12 protein-coding genes are annotated in these 12,199 nt (G+C 71.1%); 5 read left to right on the forward strand and 7 right to left on the reverse strand.

Translation table 11 applies throughout. The features are described 5' to 3' along the window. Window positions 1-89 precede the first annotated feature (89 nt). The 3 genes from IPK81_13090 to IPK81_13100 are packed head-to-tail and all read left to right on the forward strand — an operon-like array spanning window position 90 to window position 3,164. The gene (locus IPK81_13090) at window positions 90-1,124 is read left to right on the forward strand and encodes a hypothetical protein (protein ID QQS10600.1); all 1,035 of its coding nucleotides are present in this window, start codon (window positions 90-92) and stop codon (window positions 1,122-1,124) included. 20 nt (window positions 1,125-1,144) lie between these two features. After that, on the forward strand, window positions 1,145-2,488 hold the full coding sequence (locus IPK81_13095; protein ID QQS10601.1) for an outer membrane beta-barrel protein: 1,344 nt from the start codon (window positions 1,145-1,147) through the stop codon (window positions 2,486-2,488). A 40-nt stretch (window positions 2,489-2,528) separates the two neighbouring features. After that, window positions 2,529-3,164 (forward strand): polysaccharide export protein, encoded by a 636-nt coding sequence (locus IPK81_13100; protein ID QQS10602.1) that lies wholly within the window; start codon window positions 2,529-2,531, stop codon window positions 3,162-3,164. Window positions 3,165-3,179: 15 nt separating this feature from the next. Here the strand turns inward: IPK81_13100 and IPK81_13105 are convergent, their stop codons facing one another. The 4 genes from IPK81_13105 to IPK81_13120 all read right to left on the reverse strand — a co-directional run bounded on the left by IPK81_13105 (window position 3,180) and on the right by IPK81_13120 (window position 7,322). Beyond that, a complete protein-coding gene (locus tag IPK81_13105; protein QQS15091.1) occupies window positions 3,180-3,734 on the reverse strand; it encodes an ActR/PrrA/RegA family redox response regulator transcription factor in 555 nt (184 codons plus the stop codon). A gap of 107 nt (window positions 3,735-3,841) precedes the next feature. Further along, window positions 3,842-5,227 carry an ActS/PrrB/RegB family redox-sensitive histidine kinase gene (locus IPK81_13110; GenBank protein ID QQS10603.1) on the reverse strand — a complete coding sequence of 462 codons (1,386 nt, stop codon included), beginning with the start codon at window positions 5,225-5,227 and terminating at the stop codon, window positions 3,842-3,844. Between the two features lie 42 nt (window positions 5,228-5,269). Continuing rightward, window positions 5,270-6,406 (reverse strand): succinylglutamate desuccinylase/aspartoacylase family protein, encoded by a 1,137-nt coding sequence (locus tag IPK81_13115; GenBank protein QQS15092.1) that lies wholly within the window; start codon window positions 6,404-6,406, stop codon window positions 5,270-5,272. Between the two features lie 25 nt (window positions 6,407-6,431). Further along, window positions 6,432-7,322 carry an isocitrate lyase/PEP mutase family protein gene (locus IPK81_13120; GenBank protein QQS10604.1) on the reverse strand — a complete coding sequence of 297 codons (891 nt, stop codon included), beginning with the start codon at window positions 7,320-7,322 and terminating at the stop codon, window positions 6,432-6,434. Window positions 7,323-7,567: 245 nt separating this feature from the next. Between IPK81_13120 and IPK81_13125 the strand changes: the two genes are divergently transcribed. After that, on the forward strand, window positions 7,568-8,299 hold the full coding sequence (locus IPK81_13125; protein ID QQS10605.1) for a GntR family transcriptional regulator: 732 nt from the start codon (window positions 7,568-7,570) through the stop codon (window positions 8,297-8,299). A gap of 13 nt (window positions 8,300-8,312) precedes the next feature. On the opposite strand, the gene IPK81_13130 is transcribed toward IPK81_13125, so the two are convergent. Genes IPK81_13130 through IPK81_13140 form a run of 3 tightly spaced genes read right to left on the reverse strand, consistent with a single transcriptional unit; the run spans window position 8,313 to window position 10,968 of the window. Beyond that, the gene (locus IPK81_13130) at window positions 8,313-9,338 is read right to left on the reverse strand and encodes an alpha/beta fold hydrolase (GenBank protein ID QQS10606.1); all 1,026 of its coding nucleotides are present in this window, start codon (window positions 9,336-9,338) and stop codon (window positions 8,313-8,315) included. Continuing rightward, the gene (locus IPK81_13135) at window positions 9,335-10,288 is read right to left on the reverse strand and encodes a fatty acid desaturase (GenBank protein ID QQS10607.1); all 954 of its coding nucleotides are present in this window, start codon (window positions 10,286-10,288) and stop codon (window positions 9,335-9,337) included. The genes IPK81_13130 and IPK81_13135 overlap by 4 nt, the downstream gene beginning before the upstream one ends. An 8-nt stretch (window positions 10,289-10,296) precedes the next feature. After that, window positions 10,297-10,968: a pyridoxamine 5'-phosphate oxidase family protein gene (locus IPK81_13140; GenBank protein ID QQS10608.1), complete on the reverse strand. Its 672-nt coding sequence runs from the start codon at window positions 10,966-10,968 to the stop codon at window positions 10,297-10,299. A 143-nt stretch (window positions 10,969-11,111) separates the two neighbouring features. Here IPK81_13140 and IPK81_13145 point away from each other — a divergent pair, with 143 nt between their 5' ends. Beyond that, window positions 11,112-12,107 (forward strand): tripartite tricarboxylate transporter substrate binding protein, encoded by a 996-nt coding sequence (locus IPK81_13145; GenBank protein QQS10609.1) that lies wholly within the window; start codon window positions 11,112-11,114, stop codon window positions 12,105-12,107. Window positions 12,108-12,199: the final 92 nt, after the last annotated feature.

A 12,199-nucleotide genomic window follows, 5' to 3' on the forward strand; every position in this document is an offset into this window, starting at 1 on the left:
AACGATGTCCAATACGCCGGGTTCTTGGTATAAGGTGAAGTAGATGCTCAAGATGGTGATAGTTTAGAATTTTTCGGAAAGACTTATTCATGCCGAACCTTCGCCGTTCCTCCCTGTTCGTTGGCTTGGTCGCCATCGCCGTGTCCTTCGGGCTGGCGGCCTTCGCCCAAGGCCCCTCGTCGCTATCCGACCAGATCTCGCGCAACGAGGGCGATTGGCGGGACGCCACGCGGACCCACCTGCGCGCCGCCTACCCCGACCGCGTGGCCACCACGGATCGGGCGATCGCCCTCATCCTGGCGGTCAACGAGAAGTGCCAGACGACCGGCAAGTGCGCCCCGGGCACGATGGACGATCTACGGAAGATCTCCAAGGACACGGTCTGCGCCGCCTACCCGATCGACGCGATTTGCGTGCGGCGGTTCAACGTGCCGCGCGGCGTCCAGGCGTTCGACTTCCAGGGCCGCGGCAACCGGCCGTTCCCCGGATTCACCGTCGTCACCCCGGGCGATCCGCGCATTGGCGGCACGCTGATGCCGGCGAAGTACAACGACGCCTATCCGGTCTCGGGCGACTCGCTGATCGGCGTGTCGAGCTTCAAGACCCAGGCGCCGGCCGGCCAGTACCGCGCGGTGCTGATCAGCGGCAAGCGGCCGCTGGCGCAGGCGCTCAGCTCGCCGTTCGGCCGCAACATCGACATCAACGGCCGCAACATCGAGATCATCGCCGTCGGACCGGACCGCTGGCTGCCGCGCGGCGCGCTGGCGAACGGCACGCCGGAGCAGGTCTACACCGCCGCCAACATCCTGCCCGGCAGCGCGCCGGCCATCGTGATCGAGTTCGACCACTCCGGCGGTGAGCTCAACTTCAACTTCCCGCAGACGGCCGAGATCTCCGGCCTGCTGGTCGAGCCGATGGGCCGGCCGTCGGCCTTCGTGCTCGACTCGACCGCCGTCACGATCGCGGTCGTGAACAACGCCAACTGTCTCGACCAGCAGCAGCGGATCGACAACCTCGCGCTGACGCAGGCCGGCAACGTGCCGCGCTGCCCCGCCGGCAAGATCTGCACCGATATCCCGAAATGCGCGCCGGGCAAGTGCCCGACCGTCGTCAGCCCCAATTGATCCCGCCGAGGAACACGACAGTGCGTAAAATTTCCAACGGCGTGACCGGTCGGGTCCTATCGGTGGTGACGGTCATGGTCGGCGGGCTGGCGCTCGGCGCCGGCGCGGCCGCGCAGCAGCAGCCCTCCAGCCAGTCGCCCCCCGCCGCGTCGTCGACGACGCAGCCCCAGGGCTCGGGTGGCACCGCGCGGGAGAAGAAGGAGGTCTCGGCCCGGGACGAATCGATCCTGCGCCGGCCGCGCGCGGAGCGTCCGGACGGCCTGCCGGTCGGGCAGTTCATCCTGTTTCCGCGCATCGAGATCGAGGGCGAGTACGACGACAACGTCTTCCGCACCCGCAACTCGACCAAGGACGACCTCATCGGCCGCGTGCGTCCCGGCTTCTCGCTCGTCAGCGACTGGGAGCGCCACAGCCTCGAGATCTACGGGCAGGCCGAGCTGGCGCGCTACGCCACCTATTCGAGCCTGAACTACGAATCGTTCCAGGCCGGCGGCCGCGGCAGGATCGACTTCACGGACGAGCTGGCCTGGCACACCGAGATCGATTTCGCCCGCATCCGGGTGCCCCCGGGCGCGCCCGGCCTGTTCGGCGCGGTCGGCACCAGCCAGACGATGCACGTGCTGACGACGGGTGGCTACCTCGCCTACAGCGGCGATCCGTTCTTCTTCCGCATCGGTCCGCGCGTGCGGCGCATCGACTACGTCAAGGGCGTGGTCGGCGACCAGGACTTCACCACCTACGAGGTCGCGGCGCGCGCCGGCTACCGGGTCACGCCCGACGTGTCGGTGTTCCTCGACACTTCGTACCAGTGGGTACGTTACTCCACGAAGATCGACACGGCCGGCTTCAACCAGAACAACGACGGCTTCGACGTCCGCCTCGGCGTCGCCTACGACATCACGCGGGTCGTGAGCGCCGAACTCGGCGTCGGCTACTTCCGGCGCGACTTCGACGACTCCCGTTACAAGCCGCAGGACGGCGTGTCGGTGCAGGGCAAGATCTACTGGAACCCGTCGGACACGTTCTCGATCGAGGCCGAGGCGCGGCGCTCGCTGTCGGAGTACCGGTCCGCGCTCGCCAACGCCGCGACCAGCAACGCGGTGCAGACCTTCGTCGGCCTGCGCATGGGCTGGGAGCCGATCGAGCCGCTGATGATCGACGGCGGGGTGTCTTGGGACCAGTACAACTACCGGGGCCAGGGCCAGAAGGAGGATTACTACACCTTCGACATCGGCGCGAAGTACTACTTCTCGCCGCAGGTCTGGGCCGGGCCACGCTACATCTTCCAGCACCGGCACGCCAAGCCGAGCGCGCTCAACTATGTCGACAACCGCTTCCTGCTGACGCTCGGCGGCGCTTTGTGATACCTTCGGCGGCATGATCGAAGCCGCCGAAAGGTCCACCGTGAACAGCGTATCCTTCAACGCGCGGCCCCTCGGCCGCGCGTCGTCGTTCCTGCGTCCCGTCGCGCTCGCGCTCGTCGTCGCCGCGCTGGCGGCCTGCGAGGACGGCGGCAGCTCGGCCGCGGGCGTGCCCTGTCCGGCGGCGACGGGCGTGGTCGGCGGTCTCGACTACCGCCTTGGGGTCGGCGACAAGCTCAAGGTCGCGGTGGTCGGCCAACCCGAGATCGGCGGCGAGAACGAGGTCGACGCCAGCGGCAAGATCGTCGTCGGCCTGGTCGGCGAGGTGCCGGCCGCCGGCCGCACGGTCGGCGAGGTCCAGAACGAGGTCGTCGAAAAGCTGCGCGGCAAGATCCTCGTCAATCCCCAGGTCGCCGTGCAGGTCAGCGGCTACCGGCCTGTGACGGTCATCGGCCAGGTGCGCACGCCCGGCCGCTATCCGTTCTCGTTCGGGCTCGACGTGCGCGGCGCCGTGGCGCTCGCGGCCGGCTACGACCGCCGCGGCAGCCAGTCCAAGGCCGTCATCTTCCGGATCGGCCAGGCCCAGACCGGCCAGACCGCGCAGAAATGCGACGCCGGCCCCGAGACGCCGCTGCTGCCGGGCGACACCATCGAGATCCCGCGCCGCGGCATGTTCTAGGCGCTGGCGGCGGAGCTACTGCTCCTTGGGCGCGTGCTTGCCGAGGATGCGCTGGAGCGTCCGGCGGTGCATGTTGAGCCGCCGCGCGGTCTCCGACACGTTGCGGTCGCACTGCTCGAAGACCCGCTGGATGTGCTCCCAGCGGACCCGGTCCGCCGGCATCGGATTGGACGGCGGCGGCGGCAGCTTCTTCCCCGTCGCCAGCAGCGCCGCCTCGATGGCGTCGGCGTCGGCCGGCTTCGCCAGGTAGTCGAGCGCGCCTTCCTTCACCGCCGCGACGGCGGTCGCGATGTTGCCGTAGCCGGTGAGCATGACGATCCGGATGTCGGGCCGCGACTTGCGCAGGGCGCTGACGAGCTCCAAGCCGCTGCCGTCGCCCAGCCGCATGTCGAGCACCGCGAAGGCCGGCGGCTTCGAGGCCAGCGCCATCGCCTCCGCGACGCTGCCGACCGCGGTGACGACGAAGCCGCGCAGCTCGAGCGCGCGCGCCAACCGCTGGCGAAGCGGCGCGTCGTCGTCGGCGATCAACAGGCTGCGCTCGCCCGCCGCGTTGGCCGGCGCCGCCGGCACGGTCCCATCCTGCGCCACGCGCACCTCCCCGGACCGGCGTCCGTCGTGATCGTCCGGTCCCTCCGGGTCATGGTCGCCGGAGGTGGCGCGTACGCCGGTCTCCGGTCCTATGTATCTCGGAACGTCGGATTGTGCCAGCGCACGGCGACCAGGGCGCCCGTGCCCTCGGCGGCCGGCCGGTTGCCGAACTTGACGGTCGCGCCGGTGCGCTCCAGCAGCGTCTTGGCGATGAACGTGCCGAGACCCATGTGGCCCTCGACGACGCGGCGGGTCGAGATGAACGGCGATCCCACATCCTCGAGCAAGGGCTCCGAGAATCCCGGACCGTCGTCCGCCACGGCGATCTCCACCCAGTCGCGCGACCACCGCGTCGTCAGCGTCACCTCGCGTTTGGCGAACCCCATCGCGTTGTGCGCGAGGTTGGCGATGCCCTGGACGAACTCGGGACCGCGCACCATGACCGGCGGCAGCGCCGGCGCGAGTTCGTCGGCCGGCATGGCGAGGTAGACGACCGATACGCTCGCGCCGACCGCCCACGGCGCCACCGCCGATTCGACCAGCGCGGGCACCGGCACGACGCTGTAGGCGTCCGACACGTCGACGGCCGGATCGACGGTGAGCCGCGTGAGGATCTCGCGGCAGCGCTCGGACTGGTCGACCAGCAGATCGACGTCGGCGCGTAGCGGATCGTCGACCTCGACCTCGCGCTGCATCTCGCGCGTCACCACCGAGATCGTCGACAGGGGGCTGCCCAGTTCGTGCGCGGCCGCCGCCGCCAGCGCGCCGAGCGAGGCCATCCGCTGCTCGTGCGCCAACGCCGCCGACGCCGCCGCCAGCGCGTCGCCCATCTTGCGCGCCTCGTCCGCGACCCGCCAGGTGTAGACGGCGATCAGCACGATCGACAGCGTCAGCGCCGACGACAGCGCCACCAGGTAGATGGTCGGCAGGACGGGCGGCGGGCCGTCCCAGGGCAGCGGCCGGTGGACCAGCGAGATGATGCCGGCGCACGCCACGCTGAGGACGGTCAGGACGACGACGCTGCGGGCGCCGAGCGTCGAGCCGGCGATCGCCACCGGCGCCAGCAGCAGCAGCATGAACGGATTGGCGACGCCGCCCGTCAGGTAGAGCAGGAAGGTCAGCTGCAGCGTGTCGAAGCCGAGGAAGACGGCGGCCTCTCGGTCGTTGAGCCGCGTCGACCCCGGCTGGCTGAGCTCGAAGCCGAGGTTGATCGCGGCCGAGAGCGCGATGGCGGCGGCGACCCAGATCGCCGGGAACGTGAACTCCAGGCCGTAGTGGACGAGGCCGGCCGTGAACGCCTGGCCGGTGACGGCGATCCACCGGATCAGCACCAGCGAGCGCAGCCGCACGCCGCCACGCGACGCCAGCCGCGCGGAGAGCTCGGCGCCGGTCGGCGCGACGACGCGGCGCGGCTGGGGTTCGGCGCCGCCTTTCGGCGGCGTGTCGGGCCCCGGCGCGTGCGCGACGCTTGTCATGCCCGCAGTATGCCACAGTCGCCCGGCCGTCGCGGCGGCGGTTCAGTCGCCCAGCAGCTTGCCCCGCCGGCCGGGGATGGCGCTCGCGCCGGCGATCTTGGCGACGCGGTCGCCGGGCTTGACGAGTCCGGGGCTCATGCGCGCGAACAGGACGCCGTCGACGGCGGCGGCGAGCGCCGCGCGCGCGCCGCCGGGCGGGCGCGTGGGATCGACGATCTCGCCCACGACCTCGCCGGCCGCGACGCGGGCGCCGGGCGGCACGCGCGGAATCCACAGCCCCGCCGCCGCCGCGCGCACCGCGTCCACCCCGTCGAGCGGCGTCGGCGCGCAGCGCGGCGCGGGGGCCGCGCGCGCCGCGCCGGCGACGGCGCCGCGGTCGCGCAGCCAGTCGAGGATCGCCTCGGCGTCGCGGGCGGCCATGTCGTCGTCGATGTCGACGCCGCCGCGCAGTTCGACGGTGCAGCCGAGGCACGCGTCGACCGGCAGCGCCGCGGCCGGGAAGCGCTCGGCCAGCCGCCACCACGGCCGCGTCAACGCCTCGTCGAAGGGCGCGTCGCCGGAATCCTCGGCGGTCAGCAGCGCCACCGCGCCCAGCCGCGCCGCCAGCGGCGCGAACGCCTCGACCTGGCGCGGGCCGCAGTAGAGGTGCATCGCCGCCTGGTCGTCGCAATGCAGGTCGAGGACGATGTCGGCGTCGCAGGCCATGCGCTGCAGCGTCCACTTGAGGACCTCGGCCTCCTCCGCCGGCGGCTCGGCGTCGAGCAGCTTCGCGAGCGCCGCGCGGACTGCCGTGACGTTGGCGGCCGCATCGGCACCGAGCCCGGCGCCGACGGCGTCGGCGTCGGCGAGCTTGTCGCGCAGCTCGACGAAGCCGCGGTTGAAATTGCCGGCGCCGTCGAGCGCGTAGCGGCCGAGCAGACGGCCGCCGACATGCTGCGCGAGACCGATCGGGTTGGCGAACGGCACCACGACGATCTCGCCTGGAATTCCGCCGGCGCCGTCGATCTCCGCCAGCCGCGCGGCGAGATGGTGCAGCACCAGCGCGCCGGGCAGCTCGTCGGCGTGCAGCGCCGCCTGGAGCCAGACCTTGGGGCGCGCCGCGCCGCGGCCGAAGCGGTGGACCGCCAGGTGCCGCGACGTCAACGGCGACGGACCGGGAAGCGGCAGCGACTCGACCACGATGGCCATTTCCCGTCCCTCCGCCTCAGCCCTCGCGCGCCCAGCGCTTCTCGAACGCCCAGACCTCGGGGAATCCCATCAGCTCGTGCATGCCGGCGACGCCGTCGCCGCCGGCGTAGGACGGGACGGGCGCGCCCGCGCTGGTGCCGTGGTCCTTCAGGTGCCGCCAGACCCGGCGCATCGCCTCGGCCGCCGCCTGGAAACCCGTGCCGGGATAGATCGCCATGGCGAATCCCCACGCCTTCAGCGTCTCAACCGGAACCATCGGCGTCCTGCCGAACTCGACCATGTTGGCGACCAGCGGACGGTCGATTTCGTCGCCGCAGCGCCGCAGCTCCGCCTCCGTCTCGGGCGACTCGATGAAGATCACGTCGGCGCCGGCCTCGGCGTAGAGCCGGCCGCGCCGGATCGCCTCGTCGAGCCCGAGCGTCGTGCGCGCGTCGGTGCGGGCCACGATCAGCGTCTCGTCGTGACGCCGCGCCTCGCACGCCACCGAGATCTTCAACGCCATCTCCTCGGCGGGGATGACGCGGCGGCCCGGCGTGTGGCCGCATTTCTTCGGCATCTCCTGGTCCTCGATCTGGATCGCCGCGACGCCGGCGGCTTCGTAGCCGCGCACGGTCTGCCGCACGTTCAGGAGGCCGCCGTAGCCGGTGTCGGCGTCGGCGACCAGAGGCGTCGCGCACAGCTCCGCGATCATCGCCGCGCGCTCGACCATGTCGCGGTAGCTCGCCAGGCCGGCGTCGGGCAGCCCGAGCGCCGAGGCGGTGACGCCGTAGCCGGTCATGTAGAGGGCGGGAAATCCCATGCGGTCCGCGATGCGCGCGGAGATGCCGTCGTAGACGCCGGGCGCCTGGACGAACTCGCCCCGGCGCAGCCTTTCGCGCAGCGCCGCGGCCTTCTCGCTTCCGGCCATCGCTTCCACCCTCCCGTCGACGCGCTCCCGGGATCCGCCCGGCGCCGCCCTGGCGGAGCCTAGCGGCGCGCGGCGCGCGCGGCGACCGCGAAAGAGCCGCGACGACGGTGGCGGACATTCCGCGCCGCCGTGGTCGCGGCCGGCGTTCCACTCGACGCCGTCGCACGATCCGCCGGGATGGTGTATATCGACCGGCGGTTGTATCAAGGGATCAAGGCCGAAGGGCGGATCGCCGGGAGGATCGCGTGCGTGGGCGTCGGGAGTTCGGTATCCCCCTGTACCGGCAGGTCTACCTGGTGCTGCGCGACGGCATAATCTCCGGCCGCTACGCCGCCGGCCGCCCGGTTCCGCCGGAGGTCGACCTCACGCGCCAGTTCGACGTCTCACGGGTGACCATCCGCAAGGCGCTGGAGGTCCTTCAGCGCGAGGGTCTGATCGAACGCCGGCAGGGCGACGGCACCTACGTGCGCGACGGCAAGGACCTTCCGAGCCCGATGGTCGTCGCGATCGAGAACGCGATGGACCGGATCGAGGGGTTCGCGAAGGGCTCGAAGGCGCGCGTGGTGGCGTTCGACTACCGCGAACCGCCGGAGACGTTGAAGGCGCTGTTCCCGGTGCCGGAGGGCGGCCGCATGCAGTACGCCGAGCGTCTGCGCGAGGTCGGCGACGAGGCCTTGATCCACGTCACGACCTGGATTCCGGAAGCCATCGGCCGCAACTGGGATTCGGCCGACATGGAGCAGGAGCAGATCGGCGCGCTTCTGGCGCGCGCCGGGGTGCGACCGGCGTCCGGCGAGCAGCGCGTGCTCGCCACGCTCGCCGACCCGTCCATCGCGCGGCTGATGGCGCTCGATGTCGGCGCGCCGCTGCTGCGGATCCAGCGCCTGGTCCGCGACCAGAACCGCAAGCCCGTGATGCGGGCCGATCTGCTGGTACGCGCCGACCGCATCAGCGTGTCGGTCGCGCTCAAGGCGTAGCGACGGGACCGCGTCAGGCCGCGAGCAGTTCCTTGACCGCGGCGTCGAGGAACGCGGCGTCGGCGGGACAGGCCCAGGGATTGCCGGCGCGGTGGCCCCACATCGAAGGGATCTCCAGCAAACGCGCGTCGCGCAGATGCGGCAGCTCGAGGCGGTTGTCGGCTGTCTGGAAGTAGAGGTCCGTCGCCGACGGCAGCAGCAGCGTCTTCGCCTCGATCGACGCCAGCGCGGCGGCCAGGTCGCCGCCGAACCGCGGATCGTCGGCGATGTCGGCGTGCTGCCAGGTCCAGAGCTGCGCCAGCAGGTCGTCGCCGTCGCGCCGCAGGAAATTGCCCTCCCACGATCCGACCAGGAAATCCTCCAGGCTGCCGTAGCCCAGCCCTTGCCACATCCGCTCGCGGTAGAACGTCTGGCTCAGCGCCCAGCCGGCGTAGACGCGGCCCATGGCGCGCAGGCCGCGCTCCGGCTTGGCCGCGAAATGGTCGCCGGTCCAGTTCGGATCGGCGGTCATCGCGGCTTTCACGCCCTCGAGGAAGACGACGTTGTGCGGCGAGGTGCGGGCGCTGCCGCAATTGACCACGATGCGTTTGACATCCGCGCCGGCCATGGTCGCCCAGTGGTAGGCCTGCTGCGCGCCCATCGACCAACCGTAGACCATCTCGACGCGTTCGACGCCGAACGTCTCGCGCAGCAGGCGCCGCTGCTGGACGACGTTGTCGTACACCGTGATGCGCGGGAAGCGGCCCTTGTCGTAGGGCGGCGTCGCGTTGCTCGGCGACGCGCTCAACCCGTTGGTGAACATGTTGGGGATGACGATGAAGTGCCGCGTCGGATCCAGCGCCTTGCCTGGCGCCACCAGCCATTCGATGTCGGTGTGGTGCGCGCCATAGCTGGTCGGATAGACGATCACGTTGTCGCGCGCCGCCGACAGCGTGCCGAAGGTCTTGTAGACGATGCGCGCCTTGGGCAGCGTCATGCCCGAGCGCAGGCGGATGTCGCCGCACTCGAAGGTCGCGGTCGCGGTCGGATAGGCGGTCATCGTCTCAGGCTCGCGAGGATCTGGCGGTGGGCGGCGATGTAGCCCGGCGTCACCACCTTCATGTGCGGCCGCAGCAGCGCGTGCGCCTCCGGCAGGCGGTGGAACGGGACGTTGGGCAGCAGGTGGTGCTCGGCGTGGAAAGGCATGTTCCACATCAGCAGGCGCAGCGCTGGATTGGTCAGCGTGGTGCGCGTGTTGGCGAAACCGTCGTCGTCGCGCGTGCAGCCGGCGTGCTCGACCAGCAAGTACAGGCGCAGCAATGGCGCGCCGAGGAACGCCGGGATCAGCCAGTGCATCAACGCCGCGTCGCTGCCTGCCGCCACGCTGACGACCGCGATCACGGCGTAGAGGAGCAGCTGGACGCGCGCGTGGCGGGTGATCTCCGGCCGCGCGGAAGGATGGATGAAATCGAGCCCGGCGAACCGGCCGAACGGCAGGGTCGCGAGCTGCGACAGCCGCGCGGTCCAGAACGGGATCGCGGAGACGCGCCAGAGGTAGCCGCCGAGCGTGCGCGCCTCCGGCTGGGCGATCAGCTCGGGGTCGCGCGCCGGATCCTGCGTGTAGCGGTGGTGGGCGCGGTGGAAATGCATGTAGTAGCGGCCGATGTTGAAGATCGCCGCCGCCGACAGGAACGCCGCGAGATCGTTGAGCCAGCGCGCACGGAAGGCCGTGTAGTGGACGGATTCGTGCATCGGTGCGAACAGCGCCATCACGAACGCGCCCTGCAGCAGCCACGCCGGCGCTAGCAGCCACGAGCCGCGCGCCGCCTCGATGACGAATCCACCGGCCACCAGAAGCGCGGCGTGCGCGCCGATCTGGAGCAGGCCGCGGAGATCGGACTTCCTGTACAGCTCCTTCAGCCGCTCGGCCGGAATGGCGCGCATCTGCCGCGCCCTCTCGCCGGTGACGCGGTACGCGGCCTCGCCCCCACCCTCGCCCTCGCCGGACATCGACGGTCCTACGGCTTGACGTGCTCCCACAGGCCCTCGCGGTAGGCCCGCGCCGAGCGCGCCTCGGCGGCGTTCCGCTCGGCCTCGGCGAGTCCGACCTGGTCGCCGATCATGCAGATCAGCGACGGGAAGCTCGCGCGGTCGATCCGCGCCTCCGGGTCCCACAGCTTCGAACGCATGAACGCCTTGGGGCAGTGCATGTAGGCCTCGCGCACCTCGACGACGATGGCGCAGAGCGGCGGCTTGCCCTGCACCGCCATCGACGCGAGCAGTTCCGCATCGACGCTGAGCCGCGCCACGCCGTTGACCCGCGTGGTCTCGTTCATGCCGGGGATCATGAACAGCAGCCCGATCTGCGGGTTGACCAGGAGGTTGCGCAGCGTGTCGAGCCGGTTGTTGCCGGGCCGGTCGGGGATGGCCAGCGTGCGCTCGTCGATCACCCGGAACGAGCCCGGCGGATCGCCCCGCGGCGTCGCGTCCTGGCGGCCGTCGGCGTCGGCGGTCGACACGCAGCAGAACGGCGCCGTCTCGATGAAGCGTTTCATGTGCGCGTCGATGCGGCCGATGTCCTTCTTCGCCGCCACCGGCGAGGTCGCGCCGTAGCGCGCGACCAGCGCCCGGGCGCCTTCGTCGTCGAGCACCGCGGGCTTCGCGGCGGCGGGGGGCAGGGCGTCGGGCATCGCGGGTCTCCGGCGGACGTTCGCTACGGCGCCATCGTAGCCGGCGCCCGCCTTCGCGACTATCCGGAATCGGCCGTCTGCCCTAAACTCACGGCCCACGACGCGGGTCAACCCGCGCGGAATTTCCCTTGGGAGGACGCGACATGCGCAGCATCCAACGCCGCTCGATGATCCGGGGCGCCGCCGCGCTGGGCGGCGCCGGCATCCTCGCGGCGCCGTCCATCGCCGGCGCGCAGGCGCCGTGGCCGAGCAAGCCGATCACGATCGTCGTCAACTTCGCGCCGGGCGGCCTGACCGACGGCATCGCCCGCGTCTACAGCGAGCATGTCGCGCGCAAGCTCGGCGCGCAGATCCTGATCGACAACAAACCCGGCGCCGGCGGCAACATCGGGGCCGCCATGGTCGCGCGCGCGGCGCCCGACGGCTACACCTACCTGCACACGGTGTCCGGCACGCTGGTCCAGAACCGCGTGCTCTACAGCAATCTCGGATTCGATCCCGACAAGGATTTCGTGCCGGTGGCGGCGACGTCGTCGGGCGAGTTGCCGGTGGCCGTGCACAAATCGGTGCCGGTGCGGAACATCAAGGAGTTCATCGAGTACGCGCGAAACAACAAGGTCAGCTTCGGCTCGTGGGCGCCGGGCTCGGGCGCCCACATCGTCTGCGCCAAGCTCAACGAGCTCTACGGTCTGAAGATGGAGGTCGTGAACTACCGCGGCGAGGCGCCGATGTGGGTCGATGTCGGCTCGGGCTCGCTGCAGGCCGCGATGGGCAGCTACCAGGCGCTGCGGCCGCTGCTCGCCAAGGGCGACATCAAGCTGATCGCGCTGCCGGCGCGGCGCCGCAACATCAAGTTCCCCGACCTGCCGACCATGGCGGAGCAGGGCTACACGCACCCCGCGTTCAGCCAGTTCGGCTGGCTCGGCCTGTTCGCGCCGGCCGGCACGCCGATGGAGATCGTCAAGCGCATGTCGGCGCTGTGGGTCGAGGCCGCCGATTCCGAGGGCGGCAAGCGCATGTACGACACGTTCGGCCTGCACGAGAAGCCGCTGAACCACGAGGAGATGGCGGCCGACTGGGAGCGCCTGAAGCAGCGCATGATCCCGCTGGTGCGCGAGCTCGGCGTCAAGCTGGAGTAGCGTCGCCGCGTGCCGCCGGCGCATGGCGGCACCGGAAAACCGCATGGCCGCGGGCCGTGAGTTCCTGCCGCCGCCGCCGTATAACCCGCGCG

The organism is Rhodospirillales bacterium (assembly GCA_016699855.1).
Taxonomy (GTDB): domain Bacteria; phylum Pseudomonadota; class Alphaproteobacteria; order Reyranellales; family Reyranellaceae.

Bases quoted from the DNA above. Each gene is read 5' to 3' on its own strand.
- IPK81_13140 (QQS10608.1), bottom strand. From the start codon at position 10,968: ATGCCCGACGCCCTGCCCCCCGCCGCCGCGAAGCCCGCGGTGCTCGAC.
- IPK81_13130 (QQS10606.1), bottom strand. From the start codon at position 9,338: ATGACCGCCTATCCGACCGCGACCGCGACCTTCGAGTGCGGCGACATC.
- IPK81_13120 (QQS10604.1), bottom strand. From the start codon at position 7,322: ATGGCCGGAAGCGAGAAGGCCGCGGCGCTGCGCGAAAGGCTGCGCCGG.
- IPK81_13090 (QQS10600.1), top strand. From the start codon at position 90: ATGCCGAACCTTCGCCGTTCCTCCCTGTTCGTTGGCTTGGTCGCCATC.
- IPK81_13145 (QQS10609.1), top strand. From the start codon at position 11,112: ATGCGCAGCATCCAACGCCGCTCGATGATCCGGGGCGCCGCCGCGCTG.
- IPK81_13135 (QQS10607.1), bottom strand. From the start codon at position 10,288: ATGTCCGGCGAGGGCGAGGGTGGGGGCGAGGCCGCGTACCGCGTCACC.
- IPK81_13110 (QQS10603.1), bottom strand. From the start codon at position 5,227: ATGACAAGCGTCGCGCACGCGCCGGGGCCCGACACGCCGCCGAAAGGC.